General features: G+C 56.1%; 20 protein-coding genes. 5 read left to right on the forward strand and 15 right to left on the reverse strand.

From position 1 onward, the window contains the following. Positions 1–22 precede the first annotated feature (22 nt). The 5 genes from MKY86_RS29745 to MKY86_RS29765 form a co-directional block, all read right to left on the reverse strand. Entirely contained in the window at positions 23–1,486 is a 1,464-nt protein-coding gene (locus tag MKY86_RS29745; RefSeq protein ID WP_076086414.1) for a CoA-acylating methylmalonate-semialdehyde dehydrogenase, read from the reverse strand. A gap of 100 nt (positions 1,487–1,586) precedes the next feature. Then, a complete protein-coding gene (locus MKY86_RS29750; protein WP_076086417.1) occupies positions 1,587–2,696 on the reverse strand; it encodes an ABC transporter substrate-binding protein in 1,110 nt (369 codons plus the stop codon). Between the two features lie 86 nt (positions 2,697–2,782). Beyond that, positions 2,783–3,637, reverse strand: coding sequence for an ABC transporter permease subunit (locus MKY86_RS29755; protein ID WP_083685814.1), 855 nt, complete (start codon positions 3,635–3,637; stop codon positions 2,783–2,785). Next, a complete protein-coding gene (locus MKY86_RS29760) occupies positions 3,637–4,449 on the reverse strand; it encodes an ABC transporter permease subunit (protein ID WP_083685816.1) in 813 nt (270 codons plus the stop codon). Before MKY86_RS29760 ends, MKY86_RS29755 begins: the two co-directional genes overlap by 1 nt. Before the next feature lie 2 nt (positions 4,450–4,451). Beyond that, complete coding sequence (locus tag MKY86_RS29765; RefSeq protein ID WP_076086420.1) at positions 4,452–5,234, reverse strand: ABC transporter ATP-binding protein; 783 nt, start codon at positions 5,232–5,234, stop codon at positions 4,452–4,454. Positions 5,235–5,572: 338 nt separating this feature from the next. Between MKY86_RS29765 and MKY86_RS29770 the strand changes: the two genes are divergently transcribed. From MKY86_RS29770 to MKY86_RS29780, 3 genes are all read left to right on the forward strand, one after another. Further along, positions 5,573–7,165 (forward strand): histidine kinase N-terminal 7TM domain-containing diguanylate cyclase, encoded by a 1,593-nt coding sequence (locus MKY86_RS29770; protein WP_076086423.1) that lies wholly within the window; start codon positions 5,573–5,575, stop codon positions 7,163–7,165. Positions 7,166–7,385: 220 nt separating this feature from the next. Beyond that, on the forward strand, positions 7,386–8,231 hold the full coding sequence (locus tag MKY86_RS29775; protein WP_076086426.1) for a DUF72 domain-containing protein: 846 nt from the start codon (positions 7,386–7,388) through the stop codon (positions 8,229–8,231). 116 nt (positions 8,232–8,347) lie between these two features. After that, a complete protein-coding gene (locus tag MKY86_RS29780; RefSeq protein ID WP_076086429.1) occupies positions 8,348–9,832 on the forward strand; it encodes an alpha-amylase in 1,485 nt (494 codons plus the stop codon). An 853-nt stretch (positions 9,833–10,685) separates the two neighbouring features. Here MKY86_RS29780 and MKY86_RS29785 read toward each other — a convergent pair. Both MKY86_RS29785 and MKY86_RS29790 read right to left on the reverse strand, forming a co-directional pair. Next, the gene (locus tag MKY86_RS29785) at positions 10,686–11,294 is read right to left on the reverse strand and encodes a biotin transporter BioY (RefSeq protein ID WP_076086432.1); all 609 of its coding nucleotides are present in this window, start codon (positions 11,292–11,294) and stop codon (positions 10,686–10,688) included. Positions 11,295–11,636: 342 nt separating this feature from the next. Further along, positions 11,637–13,010 (reverse strand): IS110 family transposase, encoded by a 1,374-nt coding sequence (locus MKY86_RS29790; protein ID WP_076074672.1) that lies wholly within the window; start codon positions 13,008–13,010, stop codon positions 11,637–11,639. Between the two features lie 305 nt (positions 13,011–13,315). Between MKY86_RS29790 and MKY86_RS29795 the strand changes: the two genes are divergently transcribed. Both MKY86_RS29795 and MKY86_RS29800 read left to right on the forward strand, forming a co-directional pair. Next, the gene (locus tag MKY86_RS29795) at positions 13,316–14,128 is read left to right on the forward strand and encodes an energy-coupling factor ABC transporter ATP-binding protein (RefSeq protein WP_076074675.1); all 813 of its coding nucleotides are present in this window, start codon (positions 13,316–13,318) and stop codon (positions 14,126–14,128) included. Further along, positions 14,125–15,918 (forward strand): ATP-binding cassette domain-containing protein, encoded by a 1,794-nt coding sequence (locus MKY86_RS29800; protein WP_076074677.1) that lies wholly within the window; start codon positions 14,125–14,127, stop codon positions 15,916–15,918. The genes MKY86_RS29795 and MKY86_RS29800 overlap by 4 nt, the downstream gene beginning before the upstream one ends. A 287-nt stretch (positions 15,919–16,205) precedes the next feature. On the opposite strand, the gene mprF is transcribed toward MKY86_RS29800, so the two are convergent. The 8 genes from mprF to MKY86_RS29840 form a co-directional block, all read right to left on the reverse strand. After that, a complete protein-coding gene (gene mprF, locus MKY86_RS29805; RefSeq protein WP_076074931.1) occupies positions 16,206–18,860 on the reverse strand; it encodes a bifunctional lysylphosphatidylglycerol flippase/synthetase MprF in 2,655 nt (884 codons plus the stop codon). Positions 18,861–19,293: 433 nt separating this feature from the next. After that, positions 19,294–19,653 carry a FlxA-like family protein gene (locus tag MKY86_RS29810; protein WP_076074680.1) on the reverse strand — a complete coding sequence of 120 codons (360 nt, stop codon included), beginning with the start codon at positions 19,651–19,653 and terminating at the stop codon, positions 19,294–19,296. Between the two features lie 85 nt (positions 19,654–19,738). Then, positions 19,739–20,605: a DMT family transporter gene (locus tag MKY86_RS29815; RefSeq protein ID WP_076074682.1), complete on the reverse strand. Its 867-nt coding sequence runs from the start codon at positions 20,603–20,605 to the stop codon at positions 19,739–19,741. Then, complete coding sequence (locus tag MKY86_RS29820; protein ID WP_445669916.1) at positions 20,602–21,831, reverse strand: multidrug effflux MFS transporter; 1,230 nt, start codon at positions 21,829–21,831, stop codon at positions 20,602–20,604. Before MKY86_RS29820 ends, MKY86_RS29815 begins: the two co-directional genes overlap by 4 nt. Positions 21,832–22,114: 283 nt before the next feature. Continuing rightward, entirely contained in the window at positions 22,115–22,732 is a 618-nt protein-coding gene (locus MKY86_RS29825; protein WP_076074684.1) for an alpha/beta hydrolase, read from the reverse strand. Further along, positions 22,729–23,679 carry a VOC family protein gene (locus MKY86_RS29830; RefSeq protein WP_143803521.1) on the reverse strand — a complete coding sequence of 317 codons (951 nt, stop codon included), beginning with the start codon at positions 23,677–23,679 and terminating at the stop codon, positions 22,729–22,731. The genes MKY86_RS29825 and MKY86_RS29830 overlap by 4 nt, the downstream gene beginning before the upstream one ends. Before the next feature lie 41 nt (positions 23,680–23,720). Further along, positions 23,721–24,122 carry a DoxX family protein gene (locus MKY86_RS29835; RefSeq protein WP_036728167.1) on the reverse strand — a complete coding sequence of 134 codons (402 nt, stop codon included), beginning with the start codon at positions 24,120–24,122 and terminating at the stop codon, positions 23,721–23,723. A 147-nt stretch (positions 24,123–24,269) separates the two neighbouring features. Next, entirely contained in the window at positions 24,270–24,737 is a 468-nt protein-coding gene (locus tag MKY86_RS29840; protein WP_076074686.1) for a MarR family winged helix-turn-helix transcriptional regulator, read from the reverse strand. Positions 24,738–25,046 lie beyond the last annotated feature (309 nt).

A 25,046-nucleotide genomic window follows, 5' to 3' on the forward strand; every position in this document is an offset into this window, starting at 1 on the left:
CTCCTCCTTGGCTTTCCTTCTTTTAGTAACGCGCGGTAATCATTTTCTTGCGGGTGTAGAACTCCACACCGTCACGGCCGTTCGCGTGCAGATCTCCATAGAACGATTTCTTGTACCCTGAGAAAGGGAAGAATGCCATCGGCGCAGGCACGCCCAGATTGACACCCAGCATCCCGGCATCGATCTCCTCGCGGAACTCACGGACCGCCCTGGCGCTGTCGGTATAGATGCACGCCCCGTTGGCGAAGGGCGACTCATTCGTGACCGCTATCGCCTCCGCCAGATTCTTCACCCGCACCACTGACAGCAGCGGCGCAAAAATCTCGTCACGCCAGATCTTCATACCCGGCACCACATGATCGAAGATTGTCGGGCCCAGGAAATAGCCGCTGCCCGCAGCCGCAGCATCCTTGCGGCCATCCCGCACCAGCACCGCCTTCTCGGCAAGCCCAGCTTCAATGTAATCAATCGTCCGGTCTTTGTTCGCCTGCCGGATGACCGGGCCCAGGAACACACCTTCCTCCTTGCCGTTCCCGATCTTCAGCCCGTCCGCTGCCTCCGTGATCCGGCTCACCAGCTCATCGGCAATGTCCTCCTGCACCACCACTACAGCGCAGGCCATGCACCGTTCGCCCGCCGAGCCGAAGGCTGCGGACAGGATATTTTTCACCGCATGGTCCAGATCGGCATCCTTCAGCACGATCGAATGATTCTTCGCGCCGGCCAGCGCCTGCACCCGCTTGCCGTGCGCAGTCCCCTGCTTATAGACATATTCCGCCACCGGCTGCGAGCCGACGAAGGAGACCGCCTTCACCTCCTCATGCGCCAGCAGGCCATCCACCACCTCATGCGCCCCGTGCACCACATTCAGCACCCCCGGCGGGAAGCCCGCTTCTGCGAACAGCTCGGCCAGCCGGTTCACCAGCAGTGGTGTCCGCTCGGAGGGCTTCAGCACAAAGGTGTTGCCGCAGGCTACCGCCAGCGGGAACATCCAGCAGGGCACCATCATCGGGAAGTTGAACGGGGCGATGCCGCCCACAACTCCCAGGGGATAGCGGTACATGCCGGACTCTACGCCTGTCGCGATATCCGGCAGCTGGCTGCCCATCATCAGCGTGGGAGCACCGGCGGCGAATTCCACGCATTCGATGCCGCGCTGCACCTCGCCCAGCGCTTCCTCCAGGCTTTTGCCGTTCTCCAGCGTAATCAGTTCGGCCAGTTCCTTGCTGTGCTGGATCAGCAACTGCTGGTACCGGAAGAAATAGCGGGCCCTTCGCGGAACAGCGACCCTTTTCCACGCGGAATAGGCTATGGAAGCTGCCCGCACGGCTGCATCCAGCTCTTCCCGGCTGGAGATCGGCACATAGGCAATGATTTCGCCGGTCGCCGGGTTGAACACTTCCTCCTGCCGCCCGGAGGAGGACTCCACCCAAGCTCCATTTATATAGTTCTTCACCTTACTGGCCTGCCCCGTGAGCAGTGTCATCGTCCGCACCTCTTTTCCTGTGTTCGTCCGCTACCCTAGAAGAGATGACCGCCTTACCAGGCGGCCATCTGTTGCAGCTATGAAGGAATCCTGTTGCCTGTTATTTCGCCGCCATCTCCACAATCTCGTTCGTGTAAGCCTCCTCCACCTTGGAAGCCGTCTTGATGACCCCGAATTTCAGCGCGATATCGGCAGTCTGCTGGAAAGCGGCAGCATCCGTATAGCCCAGCTTGGAAGCATCGAAGCCCTCCGGCTGGATCAGCTTGGCAACCTCCGTCATCATCGTCAGCTGATGCTCCCGGGTTGTACTGCCCGCTTCGGCAAGCTTCATCACACTGTCCACAGCCGCTTCGGGATCAGCAATCGCATCCTCCCAGCCCTTCAGGGAAGCACGGACGAACTTGGCCGCCGTCTCCTTGTTGCCCTCCAGCCACTCCTTGTTGGCGAACAGGTTGTCTTCAAGCATCGCCACACCTTCGTCATTCATGTCGATGACACTCAGGTCCTCCGCCTTAACGCCCGACTCCAGCACCACCTGATATTCGTTGTAGGTCATAGCCGAAGCCGCATCCAGCTCACCGCCGAGGAACTGATCCATGGTGAAGCCCTGCTTGGTGAAGTTCAGATCCTTGCCAGAATCCAGCTTGTATTTATCAAAAAGCGCCAGAATCTCAAACTCATTGCCGCCCATCCAGTTGCCCACCTTCTTGCCCTTCAGCTCAGCCGGTGTAGTGATGCCCGCCTCCTTCTTGGATACCAGCACCAGCCCGCTCTTCTGGAAGATCTGGGCGATCTGCACCAGCGGCATCTCCTGCTCCTGGCTGGTCAGCAGGCTCGCCACCCAGTCCACCCCGATGTCAGCCGAACCGCCGGCCACCTGCTGCTCAGGCACGATATCCGGCCCGCCCGGCAGAATCTCGACCTTCAGGCCCTCCGCCGCATAATACCCTTTGTCCTGCGCCAGGAAGTACCCTGCGAACTGGGCCTGCGGCACCCATTTGAGCTGCAGCTTCACGGTAACCGGCTCAGCCGCCGGTTCTGTAGTTACCGCAGCTTCCGGTGAAGCTGCCGCCGCATTCCCCGCAGTCGCTTCTGCTCCGGAGGGACTGGCGTTGTTGTTGCCGCCGCAGCCCGCAAGCAGCGAGATCAGCATTAGAGCCGCTGCAAGCCATAATCCTCCACGAGTTTTGCCCTGTTTGCCCTTCATCATAGCAACTCCCCCTACCCATCATTTTTTTGTAAGACGGCCTGACACAGTATGATTGCGCTCTTGTTGCTATTTGCAGGAATTACACACTACGTACGCCGGGAAGGGTGCCACTTGATAAACACCTTTTCCAGCCGCTCCACGACCAGGTAAAAAATCACTCCGGCAACCGCGGCAAGCACGATACAGGCCCAGCCCAGCGGCATCTTCGCCACCTTGATGGAATTCGAGAGCAGATAACCCAGCCCCCGCGAGGAAAAGAAAAACTCCCCGACAATCGCCCCGATCATGCTCGCTGTAGCGTTGATCTTCAAGGCGGTGAATACATAAGGCAGACTGTTCTGAATCCGCAGATGGCGGAATACCGCCCGTTTGCCTGCCGCATAGGAATGCATCAGGTCCAGCGCCAGCGGGTCCACAGCCGCCATGCCCTTGTAGGCATTGATCGCCATAGCCGCCATCGTGGTCGCGGTCACAATTGCCGCCCGCGAGCCGATGCCGTCACCGAACCACAGGTTCATGATAGGGGCAAGCGCCACTATGGGCACGGCATTGAGCGCAGCTACCATCGTGAGACTGCCGCCGCCCCAGCGGGGCCAGGCCGTAGCAGCCAAGGCAATCAGGAAGCCGCAGCCGGAGCCGATCAGCATACCAAGAACGGCTTCAGTGAGGGTATACCCTGTATAAGAGAGCAGCAGACTGAGATTGTCCCGCATCGCTTCAGCGATGGCGGAGGGCAAGGGGAGCTGATATTTCTTCAGATCGAAGATGCGGTGAAAGATCTGGAGCTCCCACAGCAGCAGGAACAAAGCTCCGGCAAGCAGCGGCAGCACGAACCCGGGGTTCAGCCATTTCAGGAATTTCCATGGATCTCCGCCTTGATCCGTATCTGGCGCAATAACGTTGTTAGATGACGGGAATTCGCGAACCGTATTACTTTCCATTAGCGGCTGCCTCCTTGGGGACGGAATTCCGGCTGCCAGGGGGCTACCAGACGTTCCACCAGACTCATCAGCCAATAGCTGGCCATGCCCAGCATAGCACCAACCAGTACCGTAGACCAGAACATATACGTATGGGAGGGTCCGTAATAGAGATTGCGGAGCATAATGACCCCGATCCCGCGCTGCGCACCCATGAGCTCAACCAGAATTGCACCCGTTACAGCCAGCGGCGCTGCAATCTTTAGCCCGCTGAACAGCCCCGGCAGCGCTGCCGGGAAGCGCAGCTTCCAATATACAGCCCACGGTTTAGCGGCATAAGAGTGCATCAGCTCCAGGGCAGAGGGGTCCACACTCCGCAGACCGCGCAGCATATTCAGCGCCACCGGGAAGAAGGTGATATAGCCGGAGATGATGATCCGCGACAGCTGCTCATCCCGCACAATCCCGTATATAATCGGCGCCAGCCCCAGAATTGGAATCATCTGCGAAGCAACCGCATACGGGAAGGCAAGCTGCTCTATCGTCCGGGAGAGACTCATCAGCACGGCCAGCAGCACTCCAGAGAGCGCTCCGATCAGGAAGCCCACCCCGGCATTGCCGAAGGTAGCTCCCCCTTCACGGAGAAGGGTGCCGCTGTACTGCCACAGAGTAAGCGCCACCTCGTGGACATAAGGCAGCTTGGACTGGGCCAGCGGCGTCTTCGCCACATGCAGCAGCCACCAGGAGACCGCCTCCCACAGCACCAGCAGACCGCAGATCCAGACAAACAGCGGTAGCGCGCGGTTCCGCATTAACGCACGGTTCAGCTTCATCACTACACCCCTTCGAAGCTGTCGCGGATACGGGCAATCAGCTCGAAGAACTCCGGACGGTTCCTCATGTCCGCCGTACGCGGACGGGGCAGCGGAATATCGACAACCGCCGAGAGCCTGCCCGGATGCGGAGACAGGACGAACACCCGGTCCGACAGGAAGATCGATTCGGGAATACTGTGGGTAACAAATACAATCGTGCTCTGTACCTTACTCCAGACGGAGAGCAGCTCTTCATTCAGCCGCTCGCGCGTGAATTCATCCAGCGCCGAGAACGGTTCATCCATGAGCAGGATTTCCGGCTCCATGGAGAGCGCCCGGGCAATCGCTACACGCTGCTGCATCCCCCCGCTGAGCTGCCAGGGATACTTATCGGCGAATCCCTGCAAGCCCACGAGATCAAGCAGCTCCAGCGCTTTGTCCTCACGGATCGATTTCTTGACGCCCAGCAGCTCCAGCGGCAGTGTAATATTATGCTTGACCTTCCGCCAGTCATACAGCACCGGACTCTGGAACACGATACCGTATTTCTGTGCCAGCCGGGCCTCCTTGGCATTTTTGCCTGCCACCATGATATTTCCAGCCGTTGGTGTTATAAGATCTGCCATCAGCCTCAGAAGAGTAGTCTTTCCGCACCCGGAAGGACCCAGCAGGGAGACGAACTCCCCCTTGGCAATATCGAGACTTACCTGATGCAGGGCCAGCACATCTGCCGTCTCCGTCTGGTAACGCATTTCGACATGCTCCAGCTGTATTTCAGGAATTTTTGCTGCTACTAGTGACATCTCCAGTCCCCCTCCATCCCTGAATCTATTCAATGTTAATTAACATCACATAATTATCTTAACCCTCGTCCTCTCCCTCATCTCATGTAGGATTAATTAACATGTTACACGTTGCCTGCGAATCCCACATTAGACAAAGCGTAACATTGAGACTGTGAAATTCCGTCACTTTGTCTAGGGAGCCGCTTACAGTGTAAATAATAGAGCTGATTGCCGATAAAAATAGTAAGTAACTATAAGTGGAAACGGCTTTGCCGTCCTCTCAAGGACGGTAACGTTTCAGCCAGGAGACTATTCACAATGTCCAATGCTTATCTCAATTCATGGAGGCGCTCCCCATGGCATCTCTGATTTCCAACTACATTATTATCGTTTCGATCTCCGGTGTGCTGAACGCCTTGCTCGCCCTGTTTGCTTTTTACAGGAAGACTGACTTCTCGGGCCTGCGCGCATTCATCGTCAGCTCCGCCGCCTCGGCGGTATACACATTCGCCTTCGCGCTCGAGCTCTCGGGGAACTCGATGGAACAGATTAAGTTCTGGATCAAGCTGGAGTATCTCGGAATGCCGTACATCGCGCCCTCCAGTCTGCTGATGATCATGCACTTCGTGGGCTTAGAGAAGCTAGTCTCCCGAAAACTGCTGGTCCTCCTCTACTCCGTCCCCGTGATCTCCACGGTGCTTGTCTGGACCAACGACTCCCATCACCTGTTCTATAAGGCTATCTACTTCCGGGAAGGCGCGCCTGCACCGCTGGTGGATATCGTCATGGGACCCTGGTATATCGTGCAGGGTAGTCTGACCTTCGGCTGTATGTTGGCCGGTATGTGCCTGATCCTCTGGCGCTGGGGGCGGATGCGGCGGGCTTATCTGCGGCAGATGCTGATTATTTTTGTCGGACAATTCCTGCCTGCGCTGGGGGCCTTCCTCTATCTGATGGACCTGACTCCATACGGAACAGACCCTGTACCCGTTGTGATGAGCGTAACCTCCTCCCTGTATATATGGGCCATTCTGTCCAGAGGGATGCTGACCGCCGCACCGATTGCCCGCGAGAATCTGTTCGAGAGCATGCGCGACGGCGTACTGGTCATGGACCTCTCCGACAAGCTGGTGGATTATAACCGGGCCGCTGCCGAGATGCTTGAGGATCTGGATGCCTCCGCCATCGGCCGCCCGCTGGCCCAGCTCTTCCTGCCTGCCGGCAAGGAAGCTGTCGATTATGTAATGAATTCCAATCCGCAGATTAGCGAGGAGCAGGAGCTGGTATGGCATTCCGGCGGAGAAGTCTGCTATTATCAGGTCCGTTCCTCTCCAGTCCAGAAGCATGACGGCCATCTTGCCGGGCGGATGATCATGCTGATTGATGTTACCGAACGCACCCTGCTCCAGGAAAAGCTGCTGCAGCTCGCCACCATCGACAGCCTGACCGGCATCTACAACCGGACCCACTTCATGGAGCTGAGCCGGCAACGGCTGCAGGAAGCTGCCGACTCCGCCGCCCCCTTCTCGGTCATCCTGCTGGATATCGATTTCTTCAAAAGCATTAACGACCGCTACGGGCACCATCACGGGGATATGGCCTTACAGCATGTAGTAAGCGTATGCCGCCAGCATGTCCGGGAGGGGGATGTCTTCGGACGGTACGGAGGTGAAGAATTCGTCTTAAGCCTGCCGGGGGCCCTCTTGAAGGAAGCAGCCCTGATCTCTGAGCGTATCCGCAGGGACATCGAGCAGAGCACCTTCTCCACCTTCACAGGAACAATTAAAATCACAGCCAGCTTCGGCGTGACTGAAGCCTTCCGCCGTTCGATCTCACTGGAGGAGCTGCTCTCGGAAGCAGACCATGCCCTCTACTCCTCCAAGCGTAACGGCCGCAATAGCGTTCATCTGTATGGCGTCTCCTCCATCACCCGCTTCAAGCCCATGTGATGGAGGCAAGCCCTCTTTTCCTGCCCGCCGGGTATATCTGCCTGCTCTTTTGGTGATACCTGCTCCCATAGCCGCTTTTTTTATCCAGTTCTTTCCTGGCTCCGCCCTGATTTCAGTCATTCCCGCCCTGCCGTTGTTTGCTTTAGCGGGTTTTCAGTTTAATAAGAGTTAGCCGATCCGTTCGGCAGAATTCAGGTTCATGCGACATGGAGGGGGTTCTATGATCAAGATCGGGCTGACCGGCTTCGGAGACCATGAGGAGCTGTACGGCAAAATCAAACCTGCCGACCGCCTGCCCGCCTACAGCGCCCATTTTCCCATTGTGGAAATTGACAGTTCCTTCTACGCGGTTCAGCCGGTCCGAAATTACGAGAAATGGGTCAACCAGACGCCGGAGGCGTTCCAGTTCATTGTGAAGGCTTATCAGGGAATGACCGGACATCTGCGGGGGAAAAAGAATTACTACGATACGCCGGAGGAGATGTACCGGGCCTTCCATACCTCTATCGCTCCTGTCCGCTCAGCGGGGAAGCTGGCGATGGCACTGTTTCAATTCCCGCCCTGGTTCGACTGCACCAAAGACAACGTGGATGTCCTGCGTGACGCGAAGGAGCGGCTGCTGGATGTGCCCGCTGCCATCGAATTCCGTAATGATTCCTGGTACAGCCCTGAGATGCGTGAGCGGACCCTCGGGTTCCTGAAGCAAGAAGGCTGGATTCATACGATAGCCGACGAGCCGCAGGCAGGCTCCGGCTCCATCCCGATTGTCCCTGTCGCCACCCGGCCGGACCTCACCTACGTGCGGCTGCATGGGCGCAACACTGCAGGCTGGAATCAGAGCAGCCACCCGGACTGGCGCAAGCTTCGCTATCTGTACCGCTACAGCACCGAAGAGTTAACGCAGTGGCGGGACCGGCTGCTGGAGCTTGAACAGACCTGTAAGAATATTTACGTGGTATTTAATAATAATTCTGCCGGGGATGCCACTCCCAATGCTCAGGAGCTGCAATCGCTGCTTGGGATCGACGGCGGGCTGGCCCCGCGCCAACTGGACTTATTCAACTGATGTACAGAGGTCTACATAAATCTCTTCTACTCCTTGCTGAAGTGCCAGTATTACCAGAATCTCCAGATCAGATAACTGTCGGAGTCGTCTTACCCATGTAAAGGAGGCCTACCTATATGAAGAGAAATCATACTATGATGCAATTTTTTGAATGGCATGTCGCGGCGGACGGAGAACACTGGAAACGGCTGGCCCAGATGGCCCCGGAGCTGAAGGCGGCTGGCATTGATTCGGTATGGGTTCCCCCTGTGACCAAGGCCGTCTCGCCCGAAGATACCGGTTATGGAGTCTACGATCTCTATGACCTCGGTGAATTCGATCAAAAGGGTGATGTGCGCACGAAATACGGAACCAAACAAGAGCTGATCGATGCCATTGCCGAGTGCCTGAAGAACGGCATTGCGGTCTATGTGGATCTGGTCATGAACCATAAAGCCGGAGCGGATGAGACGGAGGTGTTCGAGGTCATTGAGGTGGACCCGAACGACCGCACCAAGGATATCTCCGAGCCGTTCGAGATTGAAGGCTGGACTAAATTCGATTTCCCGGGACGCGGGGATGAATACTCCAGCTTCAAGTGGAATCATACCCACTTCAACGGAACGGATTTCGATGCCAAGGACGGCCGCAACGGCGTCTTCCGGATTGACGGCACGAATAAAGGCTGGAATGAGAATGTGGATACCGAATTCGGCAACTATGACTATCTGATGTTCGCCAACATTGATTACCTCAATGCAGATGTGAAGCAGGAGATGTTGAACTGGGGCAAGTGGCTGGTCGATACGCTGCAATGCAGCGGATACCGGCTGGATGCGATCAAGCATATCAACCACGAGTTCATCAAGGAATTCGCCATGGAGATGAAAAAGAAGCGCGGCGAGGACTTCTACATCGTCGGTGAATTCTGGAACTCCAATCTGGAAGCCTGCCGCGAATTCCTGAACACTGTAGATTACCAGATCGATCTATTCGATGTCTCTCTTCATTACAAGCTGTACTCCGCCGCACTGGCAGGCCGGGATTTCGACCTGACGCATATCTTCGATGATACGCTCGTACAGACGCATCCCGCTAATGCTGTCACCTTCGTTGACAACCACGACTCCCAGCCGCACGAGGCACTGGAATCCTGGGTGGGCGACTGGTTCAAGCAAAGCGCCTACGCCCTGATTCTGCTGCGGCGCGACGGATATCCCGTTGTCTTCTACGGGGATTATTACGGCATCGGCGGCCCTGCACCGATGGAAGGCAAGAAGGACGCCATCGATCCTCTGCTCTGCGCACGCTACACCAAAGCTTACGGGGAGCAGGACGATTATTTCGATCATCCGAACACTATCGGCTGGGTCCGGCGCGGCGTTCAGGAGATCGAAGGCTCCGGCTGCGCTGTAGTCATCTCCAACGGAGACAACGGAGAGAAGCGGATGTTCGTGGGCGAAGCGCGCAGCGGAGAGGTATGGGAGGACTTCACCCATAACCGCGGGGAGTCCATCACCATCGGCGAAGACGGCTGGGCTGTATTCCCGGTGAACGGCGGCAGCGTCTCCGTCTGGGCGCTGCCCGAGCCGAAGCCAGCCGATGCCTGCGCGGAGGAGTAAGCTTGTAAAGATGAAGAATGCCGTCCCTGTTGTTAGGGGGACGGCATTTGTTTTATAGGTGAGAAGTGACTCGGGTAGTGAAGTCAAGTGCAGTAGTGTTCCTCATTTCATTCGCAGGCTCACTTTTGTTCTTTAAATCAAGTAACCACCTCAAGTACACTCATTTTACTTTTAGTACTCCAACACATCTATTCCTCTGCGACTTCACTGCCTTCGCAACCCTCTCCCATTTTATCCACATATTATCCACAAAAGAAATATATTACTCTCTATAAACCTAAACAATTCACTCATTTCCTCATCTGGTACTCATCCGGCCCATTTTCAGAACCACCTATGAATTTATCCCTTTCATTTACTCATCCGGCCGACTTCCGGCTCCACCAACGGGATTTATCCCTTTAATTTACTCATACGGCTCATTTTCAGCCCCGCTAATGGGATTTATCCCTTTCATTTACTCATCCGGCCCACTTTCGGCTCCACCAACGGGATTTATCCCTTTAATTTACTCATACGGCTCATTTTCAGCCCCACCAATGGGATTTATCCCTCTCATTTACTCATCCAGCCCACTTTCAGCACGGGATTCACATTAGCAGAGGAGTCATATGGGTGAGCTGGAGTCACCGTGTAAAAGCAAATTTGTCCTGCGGGCGATTCTGCTGAAAAAAGATTTATCCACGATGTTATCCACAGTACGTTCAACATCTGACGGATGCCTATAGAATTCCTATTGTGAATAACGCGAAATAGGCGAATCCACGCCGCAGGGGCTATGAATTCGCCTATTTATGCTGAGCAAGACATAGCTTGCAGTTAGCATTTGCATTTATTGGTTAGCAGCTTGCGGTTAACGAGTTGTGGTTGTGTTGTCCCCTTCAGCCCAGACGCCTGTGTCACTGTTCAGGATACGTTCGATCGGATAAACCTTCCATACCGCCGTTACTACAGCCGAACACAAGACTGCTTTGAGCAGGTCGCCCGGAAGAAACGGCCACATGCCTGCCGTCAATGCCTTGCCGAGTGAATCCATGCCTGTAGAATAGGCCAGCCACCCCACACCGCCCGGATAAACTAACAGTGCCCCGAAGATAAAGTTAGCGGCCAGCAGCTTCACGAAGGTGTATTGGTCCTGCTTAATGCGTTCGGCGAAAAAGCCGATCAGCCAGGCCACGAACGGCCAGGAGAAGATATATCCTGCGGTAGGGCCAACCAGGACCGCCAATCCTCCGCTTCCGCCCATCACCTGGAATCCGGCAGCGGCGAGTCCGATCACGATCAGTACAGCAAGCGCCCCGTAACGGGCCCCAAGGATCGAACCAGCCAGCATTACCGCGAGGGTCTGCATGGTAATGGGTACCGTGGAGAAGGGCAGCGAGATTTTCAAATAACTCAGAGCTATCATGACGGCGGCGAATAAGGCACTGAATATCAGGCCGCGGGTGGTCCATTTCTTCATGGCCGGGAGGTTCCCCCTTTTCTAAAAATATAAGCGTACTATGTCAATAAGCAAAAACAGACTAAAGAGACAACTCAAACACACCTAACTCTTTATTTTCCAAAAAATAGTTAGCAACTGACGAAAAGCAATGGACAGAACCGGCAGGTCTCGAACTTGAAAGGAAATAGCCTCGTGTTCAATTCTGTTATGCAATCTGGCTGAGTGCAGATCGAGTTCTAACGTACAATTCGCATTAACAGAACGAGGTGGATAAGGCTTATATACGAGGTCTGGTCCTCAAGAATTTGATCCGATCTTCCCTCCGTTCCAGACCTAACGGTTCAGTCATTTCAGGCTTATTCAGGCAACGTCCGACGTTAGAAAACAGCTATAACGAAGCTTCTTATTGATCTCTTGAGCAAGCGAACAAGTGGGCTTCGCGGAGAGAAAGGGCTTCTTGTCACGAAGCATTGCAAATGCAATCTTAAGCACCTTGTTCCCCATGGCTACAAAAATGGATCGAGGATGCTTCCCACGGTTCTTCAAGCGTTCGTAAAACGGCCTTAGATCCGGGTTATGCAGGCAGAGGCTTCGTCCGGCTAAGAAGGCAACATAGCGCAAATGGGAATTGCCTTGTTTGGAAATTTTCCTGTACGAACCGGCACCTCCCCCCGTTTGCTTCACGACGGGATTCGTTCCTGCTTTCTTAATCAACTGTCCGGCATGAGTATAATGAGACACATCGCCCATCTCTGCGTAGAGCTCAGCGGCGGTAGAGACACCAAGGCCTGGAACGGTAAGTAACAGCCGTCCGTCGGTCTGAAGCAGGAGGCCTTCGATCTCTTGCTCAAGGATATGGATCTTCGTGTCAAAAGCGCGAAGATCTTGTAGCTTCATTCGTAGCAGAAGGAGCTCGGGACGAAGGGTTTGCTCGTCAGAGGAAAGCGACTCTGTGGCGACCTGAAGAAGCTTACGAATGGCAGTTGCTCGAAGCTTCAGATTATGCTGGATGGACAACTCCCGCAGTCCTGTCTCCCCCAGCTTACAAATCGCTGCGGGATGTGGGTAGTGCTCCATAAAGAACAGGGAGGCCTTTCCCCAAAAGTCGCTAAACACCTTGATCTTCTGAGCCCGCCCATGCTGATGGTCAGCATAGCCCTGAAATTCGCGCCAAACGATGTCCATGAGTGTTCGGATTTCCATCCGCAAAGTGGAGCGTTTGCGGATCTCCGAGCGTCTGGCCCGGGTAAGAACATGCAACTGTCGCCGAAGCCCCTCGGCCAAACGGAACTCAGTGGCTTTATTGTTCTTCAGCGCATGAGCGATAGCGACTAGATCGAGATCATCGGTTTTACACCAGTTCAGCGCGCTAGCCCGTTCTTCGAAGGTCGTATACGCGTTGAGAATCTGGACGAGGTAGCCTTGCTTGGCCATTTCTCTAACGATATCTTCATAGTAATGGCCCGTAGCTTCGATTCCCAAAAACAGCCGTACGGCCCCGGTGGAGACCACGGCTTGTTCGATGGCATCGTATAACATTTGCATGCCGGAGTGATTGACGGAAAAGAAAAAGGGTTTTGCAATGATGTCGCCGAAGTAATTGCAGATCAGGGCTTTCTGGTGGAGTTTGGCTGCATCGATAGCTACGATGAGGACCTGCTCCAGGTTAACACCCCGTAGTTGTTGACTGAACTTGGTTCCCTTTAAGCCTTGAATATGTAGGGATTTCCCCATGCGACTTCAACCTCCTGTGGTAGGGTAGGTAAGATTGAAGCTCTTTGTCAGGTGCTTCTTTCTTCGATAGTCGCTGGGGATTTTCCTTTTCTACGAGGATTATATATTACGCCAGAATGTATATGTTTCACGCTACAAATTATCCTTCTATTTCTCGCCAAAACGGTACCGTCCTTTAAAAGGACGGCAAAGCCGTTTCCACTTGGGATCACTATAACATCACCCTCCAGATACAGCAATCCTGAAATCTTTGTTATAATGGGTAGCAATTGTTGACTAGAGCTGGACGGAAAGCAGGCATGAGGATGATCAGGGCGCATAATGTAAGCTTGTCCGTGCGGGAGGGGCAGCATCGCCGTACGGTACTGCAAGGGATTAACATTCATATAGAGCCTGGGGAATGGTTAGCGCTCACTGGGGCCAACGGCTGCGGCAAAACCTCGCTAATCCGCTCCTTCAACGGACTGAACACCCCCTCCGGCGGCAGTCTGTCCGTGGCCGGACTGGACCTGCGCCTGCCGGAGAACCGGATTATAGTAAAGCAGCGGGTGCAGCTCGTATTTCAGAATCCCGAAGCACAGACGGTTGGCTCCACCCCCTTCGAGGATATCGCCTTCGGACTGGAGAACCGGGGATTGGAACGGGGGCGGATGATTGCACGAATCCATGAGATTCTACAGCAGGTAGGACTACGCCATAAAGCGGAGGCAGAGGTATCTACACTATCCGGCGGAGAGCGCCAACGTCTGGCGGTAGGCTGCTGCCTGGCACTGGAAGCCGAAATGATTATCTTCGATGAGGCTACCTCGATGCTGGACCCTGAGGGGAGATCAGATATTATGGAGCTGGCCCAGGGGCTATGGCAGGCAGGGACTACCATCCTCTGGGTCACGCAGCGGATGGAGGAGCTGGCCGCAAGCCCGCGCATCGCGGTGCTGGGCAAGGGGCAATTGCTCTATGACGGCAGCCCGCGCAGCCTGTTCTATACCTCGGAGCTGCCGGAGACCCTCAGCTGGCTTCCTTCTCCGGCCGTCCGGATCGGGAAGCTGCTGCAGAAGCAGGGCTGGCCGCTTCACCTGCTGCCGCTGACCGGACAGGATCTGGAGGAGCTGCTATGAGAATTCATACGGAGCATCTCTCCTTCTGCTATGAAGGCGGCAGGCCAGCCGTTCAAGAGATATCTCTGGATATCCCTACAGGTTCGCTGACCGTCCTCTGCGGTGTGAACGGGAGCGGTAAGTCTACGCTGCTCCGTCTGCTCGCGGGCCTTGCACAGCCCTCCTCCGGGCAGATACTTTACGATCACGGGAAGAAGACGGACTACAAGACTGCCGAAGCTGCATCCATGGTATTCCAGCAGCCGGAGACTCAGCTGTTCGCGGGTACGGTACATAAGGATATCGAATACGGCCTGATGGAGCGCGGGGTGTCCAAGGAGAAGCGGACGGAGATCATCGCGGGCGCTCTGGCGAAGACCGGGCTGGCTTACGATGAATTCGCCGGACGCTCTCCCTTTCTGCTTAGCGGGGGAGAGAAGCGGCGCGTATGTATTGCGGGCGCCCTGGCCGTACAGCCCGGGCTTCTGATTCTGGATGAGCCGACCGCAGGGCTGGACCCCCAGGCAGCGCAGGCACTGCTCGAAATGGTACAGCAGCTGCGCAGTAGCGGCCTGACCCTGATCATCGGCACCCATGATCTGGACAGCTTCCTGCCGGTTGCCGACAAGGTCATCGTGATGAAGCAGGGGGCTATCCATTATGACGGTACCGCTCCGGCATTGACTGCTGATCCCAGTCTGCTGGCAGACGCCGGACTCACGCCCCCCGTCTATGCTTCTATGGGACGCAGAGCGGTGCAACATGGCCTGCTGGAAGCAGTCCCTGACAATCTGGAGGAGCTGCTGATAGGGCTGGAAAAGCACCCGCTGCCTAAGCCGCAGACGGACTGGTTGCCGGCAGGCACTGGCGCCTCTGCCCGCAGCAGCGCCATGCCACCCGGCAACCAGAATACCAAAACCAGCGAACAACACAGTACGGAATACAGCTTAGAAGGCACCTGGAAGCGAGATAATTCTCCTCGATCCTCCAGAACAGAGAGGGTTCAGACGATAATCAGGCCTGGCAATCCAAGACAAGAACAGAACACCCCGCGCAGGCCCGGCTGGCAAGGACTCGATCCCCGGGCCAAATGGCTGGGGATGATTCTCGGCTCGCTGGTCCTGTTAGGGATGAACACTCTTCTCCCGCTGCTGCTTACCGCCGGGCTGCTGGCCGGGCTCGCGGCTTCGGCCCGCATCTCCTGGCGCCGGGCCTTCCGCTTCTTCCGCCCGTTCCTGCTGATGTTCCTGTTCCTCTGGCTGCTGGCCGGGCTTAGCTGGAGCTCTCCCGACTTCGCACTCGGTCCGCTCAGCTTCAGCTACGAAGGACTAATGCGCGGGGGAATTAGCGTGCTGCGCTTCCTGCTGCTGATTGCCCTCGGCTTCCTGTTCACCGAGACGACCACCGGTGCCCCCTTGCGCGAGGGTCTGGAATGGGGCATCGCTCCGCTGCGGACCCTGGGCATCCGCACCCGTAACTGGTCGCTTGCCGTATCCGTGACCCTGCAGTTCGTGCCGTGGATTCTCGGCAAGCTGGCCCAGCTGCAGCTTGCGCTGGGCTCACGAGGAAGACGCGCCCGCGGGGTGGCCCGCTGGTCCCCAAGGCAGGTCGCCCTAATCATCGTGCCTCTGCTGATTCTTGTCCTGGGCATGGGCGACGAGCTGGCGACAGCCGTAGAATCACGGGGGTACGATCCCGCCAAGCAGCGGACCCCCGTCTATCAGCTCCGCTGGAGCAAGCGCGATACGCTGGCAGCGCAAGGTATCCTGGCGGTTGCAGCTATGCTGTGGTGGGTAGCGCGTATCAGCTGAGCGGGTACGGGACGATTCAGCGAACAAAATCACCATAGCGGATGGATAGTGTATGAACTTATACGTCTGCGCAGCTAATACAGTTAAACCCACCATACCTATCCGCCCACTTGTGGGGCATCCGGCAAAATCAGGGGCACTATTGCCCCTGATTTTTGCTTCCATTGGCCTTAATTCGGCCTACTCTCCTTCGCGTCAGCTCATTGAGATTGTATGCTGTTTTTGGCATACATTTGGCCCGCGACCCTCGCGTCAGTCCATGTCGCATACCTTCCAGCGTGAAGGCCTCACTTCCCCTCCTCCGGATGCCTGGAGACCAGCCTCACCAAATCCAGAGTCAAGAGAGGGAGAGTCACCGCAGCGGGATAGGCCAGATAACGCGGCTCCCACGCCGGGTTGAACTTCTCCTTATACCGGCGCAGACCGGAGAAGCCGTACCAGTGGCCTCCGCGTTCAAAAACCAGCCGGGCAAGCTTCTCCTCCCGCAGCGCTCCAAAGCGGCCCCCGACATTGGACAGCGGGGCAGACCCCAGATTGAAGCTTCTGTAACCGCGCGCTTTCGCCCATTCCAGCAGACACAGGAACAGGTAATCCATAGTCCCGTTCGGGGTATCCTTGCGATGACGCATCAGATCCACCGAGACCGTCTTCTGCCCGTCATAACCAGGAGCCATGGAGGCAAAAGCCAGCAAATGGCCATCTGCTCCACGCAGCAGCGCCAGCGGTGCGAGCTGGAGGTACGGCTCGCTGAACCAGCCCAGCGAGTAGCCTTTCTCCTTGCGCCCGGCCAGCCATTCCTCTGACAACAGGCGAAGCTCCTGCAGCAGCTCCTTCGAATGCTGGGCCTCTGTGATCTCGAAACGGTAGCCCTCGCGCTCGAACCGCCCCTTCACATTACGCAAGCTGGCGTTCCGCGAACCGCTAATACTGAAGTCCGCCAGCGGGACCAGCGCTTCTTCCCCCAGCTTGAAGAACCGGTAGCCCTGCTCATGATAGAGCGGAAGATGCGCCGGGGTCGCCTGATAGAAGACTACAGATAGTCCATACAAATCAGCAGCCTGCCTGAACTCACTGATTCCGTTATTAAGCAGATTCATCGGCCCCAGCGGGTCACCCAGTACCACCAGCTTGTCCCGGACTCTGGCGAAGGCGAACAGCACCTTGCCTTCCTGGGCCCAATAGAAGCTTTTGTCGCCAAGAAACAGCATATGGCTTAAGGCATTGCCCCAGCCTTCCGAGAGGAAGCGCTCCAGCCGCGCCATATCCTTATTCGCGAGAAGCGTATCTGCCTTGTGCTGCGGCCTGAGGGCTACAACCATCGTCAGCAGCAGCCAAGAGAAAATCAGTCCGCCGGCCGCCGTGGCGGCCACATTACTGTGCTGCCGCAGCCATTCCGGCTGGATGCCGGGCGGGAGATGCTTCAGGAAGCCGTGATGGGTATAACTCGCCAGCCCGTAATAGCTGAGGGCTACAGCCGAAGTCAGGAGCAGCCACCATAAGGTACTTTTGGCGCTAAACGGAACGCTGATCCGGTAGAACCGGCTTCGTGAGATCCACAGAATCATCGCCACCACCAGCAGGAACAAGGCCTCCTCGTAATCGAACCCCTTCGTAAATGCAAAGACCGCCCCACCCAATAGGAGCAGGCTCGTCCAGACATAAGCCCTGCGGACACGCAGGGAGATTCCCCGCGACAGCAGAATCAGCATAAAGCCGATTAGCACGGACAGATGGTGCGAGATCTGCATCACTGGCAGCGACAGGAGCTCCTCTGTCACCTTCAGCCTGTAGAGCAGCTCAGGCGTAGCTGCCGACAGCAGCAGAAGCAGACCGCTGGCCAAGACCAGCTTGCCGAGTGCCCATACGCCCAGATCGCTGAGGAAGGTATATTGACCGGGCCAGCCCCATATTTTCTGCCAGACCGTCAGGGGGGCTTCCACTCTGTCGCCGCTGCGTTCAGCGCCCTTCGTACCCGGCAGCCCGAACTCCAGCGCAGCCAGCACCAGTCCGAGCAGCCAAGGGATAATGTAATAGAATAATCTGTAGATGACCAGAACTGCCATAGCATGGTCGCTCTTGATGCCAAGCTGGGTAAGCCCGAGCAGCGCAATCAGATCGAACGCACCGATGCCGCCGGGAGCCATACTTAGAATTCCCGCTATCGCAGCCACTACATAGATACTGAAGACGGTGAGAAACGGAGCGCTTCCGAGCATCTCACCGGCAATGAACCAGAAGGTCAGCCCGGCGAACACCCACTCCAGGAAGGAGGCACCCACAGAAGCAACCACAGTAAGCCAGGCGGTTCTCCCCTCACCCCGGTTGACCCATTTGGCGAAGAGCGCAGAGCGCTGGAGGAGTACAAAGAACGGCAGATACAGTGCTATCCCCCAGACTGCAAAACCCAGCCAGCGATGCGCCTCCAGCAGCCGGTCCGCCGGCAGAAGTCCGGTTATCGTCCCCCACCCAAGCAGCGACAACCCCGTAATCATCAGCGGTGACAGGAACACAATGGCCGGCGCGAGCAAGGATGCAGGCACACTGCTCCGTTTATAGAGCAGCGTTCTAAGGCCCGCGCCAGCCAGACCGGCGAACCCGATCATATTATTGAACGTATTGGCAATCCAGGCATAACGGAAGGTCCGCAACCAGCCGATCTGCAGGCGGAAATGCCGCCGGATCAAGTAATCATAAGTACTCATGACCGCCACCGACAGCAGCGAAATTCCCAGCATCTGCATAATAGAGGGTACGGGAACGGATTTCAGATCACGGATAATTTTGCCTAAATGAATTTGCTTCAGCTCATGCTGCCCCTCCAGATAGACCAGACCGATAATCAGCAGCGGAAAAAGCGCACGCACCGCCTTAATCCGGTAGATGGATATCAGCAGCCGTACGAGCTTGAAGCGTTCCAATTTATTTTTGATTACAGTATGCATGACTTCACCTGCCTCACTGCCGAACGCTCTTGTTGCCTGAACATATTCAGCCCTCTTCATACGAACCCATTATAACAAGATCCTCAACAGAACTCCCGTATAATGGTCACATGTCTACAAGAGTTAGACGGCGGGCGGAGGATAAGTCCCTGCATCAGATTTATATTTATCCGGGGATGGTGGGAAGCGTATACATCTATATTTGCACAAGTGGAAACGGCTTTGTCGTCCTTTTAAAGGACGGTACCGTTTCAGCGAGAAATAGAAGGATAAGTTATCGTGTGCAACATATTAATTCTATATTTTAAAAGCACCCGGACTGCGATTAGTCCGGGTGCTTTTATCATCGTACCAAGGGTTGTCATCCCCTAACGGAGAGCCTGTCACCATGGCAATGGCGGCTCCCTTCAGAGACATGCTGTTCTCGCTCAGGCTATACTCGAATGTCGAATCTCCCTGCGCTGTCGGTGGTTGCGTTAGCAATCTCCTGAACGGATGCTGCTGTCAGCTTATGGTTACCGGCAGGCTTGTCCGGAGGCGCGGCAGCGCTCTGGGCAGAAGCGGAGCTGCCCGCAGCCTGTGACTTCTGGGTAATTTGTGCTTCGATGTGCTTGATCTGCTGTTCTAGCTGCTTGGTTTTGGTTTCTTTGGCTTGCTCGCTGTCCTTGCTTGCGCTTACTTTCTCAAGCTCAGCTTCCAGCTTCGCCTTCTGCTTCTCAAGTGCAGCGGTATCGCTGGCGCTGGAAGATGTATAAGATACAGATGATGAAGCGGCAACGGATGAGACATTCATGGGTGTCCCTCCTTTCACCTCTTCAATATATCCCTTTTCTCTACAATGAACGTTAAAATGCGCTGAAAGTTTGCTGAATATCCCTTCAATCCTTCCTGGCCCTCCGGTTCACCAACATAACGCTCAGCAGGATGATGACCAGCCCGGCGATGGTATTGGCATAGACCTGCTCCTGCAGGAAGATTACACCCCACAACAGGCCAAATACAGGCACGAGGAAGGTGACACTAACGGTCTTGACCGGGCCGATATTGGCAATCAGCCGGAAATACAGCAGATACGCCACTGAGGTGCAGATCAGCGAGAGGCCGAGGACAGAATATACAGCGGCGGAAGAAGGCAGATGATCCGGGGCAAAAATCACCGCCAGCGGCAGCAGCACCACACTTGCGCCCAGCTGTTGTCCCGCAGCAAGCGCCAGCGGAGTGAGGCCGGAGCCTACGCGTGATGCGTATAATCCTCCGAACGCATAGCAGAGCGCGGCTCCAAGAGAGTAACCTACGGATAAAAGAACCGTGCCGGTCAGCGGGAGCGGACTCCAGCCGACCAGCACACCCACACCTACCAGGCCTATTATCAACCCGGCTGATTTGGCCGCCCCCGGCTTCTCCTTCCGGGTCCCCCACGCCGCCAGTGCCGCGAACATCGGAGTTGTAGCATTCAGAATCGCCGCCAGTGAGGCGCTCAGATGCAGCTCAGCCATACAGATCAGCGTGAACGGAAGCGCTGCGTTAACCGCACCGAGCAGCAGGAAAGATCTCCAGTGCTTCAGGAGGCCCAGCCTGCGCCGGGTCAGCAACGCATAGAGCAGCAGAGCACCTCCGGCAATCGTAACGCGCAGCTCTGTCGTGAAGACCGGACCGAGCTCCGGCGAGGCAATCCGCATGAACAGGAAGGAAGCCCCCCAGGCAAAAGCAAGCAGCAGCAGGGTAGCAAAGTCCTTGCGGCTCACGGCTTGACCTTTCTTCTGCACAGCAGCAGATAGGACAGAACCGACAGGAGGCCCGCTCCCGCGATGACCAGCGCCATCGGCAGGGCCGAGCCGCTGCCGCCAAGTCCAACCAGCGGAGCCGCGCAGCTCCCCAGCAGCAAGGGAAGCAGACCCAGAAGCGCAGAGGCGCTGCCAGCGGTCTCCCCCTGATCCTGCATCGCCAGCGAGAAGCTGGTCGTACCCACAAGACCTACACTTGCAACCACAGCGAACAGACAGATTAGGATCGGCAGCAGCCCGCCATCGGCGAGGAGGGTAATCAGCAGCAGAATACCTCCAGAGGTACTGAGCAGAAGGCCGCAGATCAGCAGCTTACGCTCACCCACTCTGGCCGACATCCGCCCGGCAATCTGCCCGGTCAGAATAATGCCGAAGCCGTTCACGGCGAAGATCAGGCTGTACATTTGCGGGGATACCCCGTAAATCGTCTGCAGAACAAAGGAGGACCCCGAGATATAAGCGAACATGCCTGCCATAACAAAGCCCTGGGAGAGCGCGTAGCCCATGAATCCGGCATTGCCGAGCAGGATGCGGAAGGTACGCAGGGTCCCTCTGAGCCCGCTGCGGATACGCCGTTCCTTGGGCAGGGTCTCCGGCAGCCGCAGGAGAATGACCGCCGCGAAGAGCAGCCCGCATACGAATAAGACTACAAATACGCCCTTCCAGTCCGTCACTCTCAACAGCTGCCCCCCGATAACCGGCGCTGCAATCGGGCCCAGTCCGTTGACAATCATCAGCAGCGAGAAGAACCTGGTTAATTCCGAGCCACTGTACATGTCACGGACCGCCGCACGGGAGATCACCACCCCTACCGATCCGGCCAGGCCCTGGACGAAGCGCAGCACAATCAGCAGTCCGATGGACGGGCTGAACGCACAGAGCAGCGAGGATACCGCATAGATCATCATTCCGAACAACAGCGGAATCCGGCGCCCGTGCACATCACTGAGCGGTCCGGCCACAAGCTGGCCCGAAGCCAGTCCCAGCAGGAAGAAGGTCAGGGTAAGCTGAATCATGGCGGGACTGGTATCGAAATAGAGGCCAAGAGCAGGCAGGGCAGGCAGATACATATCAATCGACAGCGGACCAATGGTAGCGATGGCTCCCAGAATCACGGCAAGCTGCAGCCGCTGGCTTCTGGACGGCCCGCCCTCAGCCAGGCTTGTCACCGAATTTTGCTTCATCATGAACAGGATACATCCTTTCTTGCCCGTAACCTTTAGTAAGACGGCAGTGCCATTTATGTTCAGGTCCGTTTATATATTTCTCCATACTACCGATTACCGCCGGAATGTTCAATGAATTTCTGGTTCGGCGGAAAAGCGCGGTTCGGCAGGAACGGCCTGCATGGAAATCCTGCAGAAAATGCAACATTACCATCTCCAGAACCACAAAAAACCGCCTGCCGTAGCCGCCAATCCTCTCGGTGATCGGCAGGCCCGCAGGCGGTTATCTCGGGTGGTGCTGTTGTTACTTCACAGAATCGGTAAGAGCGGCCAGCCAATCTCTTGCCGCCTCCGCCTCGGCGGCGCTCAGGCGGTGCCCCTGATTGCCCCAGTGCGAGGTAACCTCAGCTCCGGCGCCGCTTAACAGTGCTTCCAGCTCCCGGGTCTCCTCGGATCGGATAATTGGATCATTGGTCCCTGCCCCGATAAAGACCGGAACCCCCTGCAGCGAAGGAATCGCCAGGCCGCGCAGCGGAACCATCGGGTGCAGCAGCACTGCCGCCCGGAAGAGGGCTCCGTAATGGAAGAGCAGGCTGCCCGCGATGTTCGCACCGTTGGAATAGCCGACAGCCACCAGATTACCGGCATCGAAGCCATATTTTGCAGCCGCTTCCTCCAGGAACTGCTTCACCTCATGGGTGCGGAAGATCAGATCCTCCTCATCGAAAATCCCCTCCGCCAGCCGCCGGAAGTAACGCGGCATGCCATTCTCCAGTACGTTGCCGCGGATGCCCAGCACAGATGCTCCGGGCGCCAGCAGCTCCGCCAGCGGCAGCAGATCACGCTCGTTGCCGCCTGTGCCGTGGAATAAGACCAGTGTTGGCTGGGTTACGTCTGTACCTTGCTCAAATACATGAATCATACCGGCTTCACCTCCAGTTCACGGATTTCAAACGGGCTTAGATTCGCTTCAATCGCCGCACGCTGCGGCTCAAACCACGCCGGAAGCATAAGCTTCTGCCCCAGCGCCTCAGGTGCTTCATCACGGGCGAAGCCTGGAGGATCGGTGGCAATCTCGAACAGAATTCCGCCTTCTTCCCGGAAGTAGATGGCATTGAAGTACTGGCGGTCCTGCACCGGAGTCGGCTGGTAGCCGTGACTCTGAACCCGGCGGCCCCACTCCAATTGCTCACTGTCATCTGCGGCCCGCCAAGCAATATGGTGAACCGTACCTGTACCGCCGCCCCCCTGCGGAACCGGAGTGGCCTTCAGATCAATAATATTACCGATATTGCCGGAAGCTCTGTAGCGGATGTAGCCATCCCCTTCAGCGATACGCTCAATTCCCAGGGTGCGGGTGAGTGTATCCGCTGTCCGATCCGGGGCCGTGCTGTAGAGGACAGCACCTCCGAAGCCTTTGACCGCATGCTCTACCGGAACGCCGCCGAACGACCAGGTGCTCAGCGCCCCCTCTTCCCGCTCCACCAGCTCAATCCGCAGTCCGTCATAATCCGCGAAGGAGAGATACGACTCGCCGATTCGGGTAACCTTAGTCACAGGAATATGGTAAGCGGCCAGCCGCTGCTCCCAGAATCCGAAAGCGCCGGCCGGTACAGCATAAGTGGTCACACCGACCTGTCCTCCGCCGATTCTGCCTTTACGGCCATGGGCCCATGGGAAGAAGGTGATAATCGTACCCGGCGCACCCTGCTCATTTCCGAAGTAGAGGTGGTAGACTTCGGGGGCGTCGAAATTGATGGTTTTTTTGACGAGCCGCAGGCCTAGAATTCCGGCATAGAAATCAGCATTACGCTGAGCGTCTCCAACAAAAGCGGTAACATGGTGAATCCCTGCAGTATGCATAGTCATGAGTGAACCCTCCTGATAGTTGTGATGATGATGCGCTTATTTTAATTGAAGAATATTGCGTCTAGTGAAATCGAACCCGCGCCTGTCAGCGCTATACCTACAGCGACTACCAGCACCGTTAAAGGAAACTCAATCCCGTTCGCCGTGGACCAGAATCCGTTAGGAGCATGAACCTTCACAATGGCACCGAGCATCGTTGCCGCAATCAGCACCGCAGCCACCGGAGTCAGCAGACCCAGAGTGAACAGCAGGCCTCCCACCAGCTCCATCAGACCTGCCAGCACCGCCATACGCACGCCGGGCTTAATGCCAATCGACTCCATCCAGCCGCCTGTTCCCTTCGGCCCATATCCGCCGAACCAGCCGAACAGCTTCTGTGCACCATGCCCGATGAACGCTACACCAATCACCAATCTCATCAACAATAAACCTACACTAACCATTTTAAACACTCTCCATTCTCTTGGTTTTAATTATCTTAACATTAAGATATTGGCTAAAAAAATACGCTGATCTATTATTCTCTCCATTAGTTCAGCGTGCTAACAAGCAAACAACCTTACCGCCGCTGAGCTGCTACGGACTACCTTCTATACGCCCTTGCCCAGCTTCTTCAGCAGCAGCGTCGCCTGAGCCTTCTCTTCGCTGTCCAGTCCGCCCATCAGGCTGTGTATAGAATCGACATGCTGCGGGAAAATATCATCAAACAGCTCCCGTCCCGCCTCCGTAATCTCGGCATACGTAACACGGCGGTCATCCTCGCAAGGAACGCGCTTCAGCAGTCCCCGCTTCTCCAGCTTGTCGATATTGTAGGTGATGCTGCCGCTGGTGACCAGAATCTTCTCGCCAATCTGCTGAAGTGGAATCCGGTTTCTATGATACAGCACCTCCAGCACCATAAATTCCGCCGATGCCAGCCCGTGACTCTTCATATCCTTCACCGCCTGATCCATCAGGCTCTTGTACGCCTTCGACAGAACGACGAATAATTTAAGCGATGCTGCCTGCTCCTGCGTAGTGTCTGCTTCTGTTCCTGCTGTCTTATTCTTGCTGCTCATTTGGTACACCTCCTGACCGGCTGCATTTATCTTCAAGTTAATTATCTTTAAGTTAAGATAAATATACGTTATTGGAAGCAGTCTGTCAAGCGTGGGAGGTGAATTAATTTTCATTCTGCCCGGCGCAAGGAAGGATCGCTCTATGCTGCGGTCATGTGAAGCCTAATTCTTACAAAAAAGCTTGCCTCTGCGGGTAAATACTCCCCCCAACCGGCGCAACAATCCCCCCTCCAACTCCCGCAATAAGCAAGTGGAAAACTGTATCTTAGTTATTCTATTTTCGTAATTTATACGGAAGCAAGTGGAAAA

Origin of the sequence: Paenibacillus sp. FSL R7-0333, from assembly GCF_038000365.1 — a bacterium.
Lineage (GTDB): Bacteria > Bacillota > Bacilli > Paenibacillales > Paenibacillaceae > Paenibacillus_AQ > Paenibacillus_AQ silagei.

Bases quoted from the DNA above. Each gene is read 5' to 3' on its own strand.
- MKY86_RS29745 (WP_076086414.1), bottom strand. From the start codon at position 1,486: ATGACACTGCTCACGGGGCAGGCCAGTAAGGTGAAGAACTATATAAAT.
- MKY86_RS29750 (WP_076086417.1), bottom strand. From the start codon at position 2,696: ATGATGAAGGGCAAACAGGGCAAAACTCGTGGAGGATTATGGCTTGCA.
- MKY86_RS29755 (WP_083685814.1), bottom strand. From the start codon at position 3,637: ATGGAAAGTAATACGGTTCGCGAATTCCCGTCATCTAACAACGTTATT.
- MKY86_RS29760 (WP_083685816.1), bottom strand. From the start codon at position 4,449: ATGAAGCTGAACCGTGCGTTAATGCGGAACCGCGCGCTACCGCTGTTT.
- MKY86_RS29765 (WP_076086420.1), bottom strand. From the start codon at position 5,234: ATGTCACTAGTAGCAGCAAAAATTCCTGAAATACAGCTGGAGCATGTC.
- MKY86_RS29770 (WP_076086423.1), top strand. From the start codon at position 5,573: ATGGCATCTCTGATTTCCAACTACATTATTATCGTTTCGATCTCCGGT.
- MKY86_RS29775 (WP_076086426.1), top strand. From the start codon at position 7,386: ATGATCAAGATCGGGCTGACCGGCTTCGGAGACCATGAGGAGCTGTAC.
- MKY86_RS29780 (WP_076086429.1), top strand. From the start codon at position 8,348: ATGAAGAGAAATCATACTATGATGCAATTTTTTGAATGGCATGTCGCG.
- MKY86_RS29785 (WP_076086432.1), bottom strand. From the start codon at position 11,294: ATGAAGAAATGGACCACCCGCGGCCTGATATTCAGTGCCTTATTCGCC.
- MKY86_RS29790 (WP_076074672.1), bottom strand. From the start codon at position 13,010: ATGGGGAAATCCCTACATATTCAAGGCTTAAAGGGAACCAAGTTCAGT.
- MKY86_RS29795 (WP_076074675.1), top strand. From the start codon at position 13,316: ATGATCAGGGCGCATAATGTAAGCTTGTCCGTGCGGGAGGGGCAGCAT.
- MKY86_RS29800 (WP_076074677.1), top strand. From the start codon at position 14,125: ATGAGAATTCATACGGAGCATCTCTCCTTCTGCTATGAAGGCGGCAGG.
- mprF (WP_076074931.1), bottom strand. From the start codon at position 18,860: ATGCATACTGTAATCAAAAATAAATTGGAACGCTTCAAGCTCGTACGG.
- MKY86_RS29810 (WP_076074680.1), bottom strand. From the start codon at position 19,653: ATGAATGTCTCATCCGTTGCCGCTTCATCATCTGTATCTTATACATCT.
- MKY86_RS29820 (WP_445669916.1), bottom strand. From the start codon at position 21,831: ATGATGAAGCAAAATTCGGTGACAAGCCTGGCTGAGGGCGGGCCGTCC.
- MKY86_RS29825 (WP_076074684.1), bottom strand. From the start codon at position 22,732: ATGATTCATGTATTTGAGCAAGGTACAGACGTAACCCAGCCAACACTG.
- MKY86_RS29830 (WP_143803521.1), bottom strand. From the start codon at position 23,679: ATGACTATGCATACTGCAGGGATTCACCATGTTACCGCTTTTGTTGGA.
- MKY86_RS29835 (WP_036728167.1), bottom strand. From the start codon at position 24,122: ATGGTTAGTGTAGGTTTATTGTTGATGAGATTGGTGATTGGTGTAGCG.
- MKY86_RS29840 (WP_076074686.1), bottom strand. From the start codon at position 24,737: ATGAGCAGCAAGAATAAGACAGCAGGAACAGAAGCAGACACTACGCAG.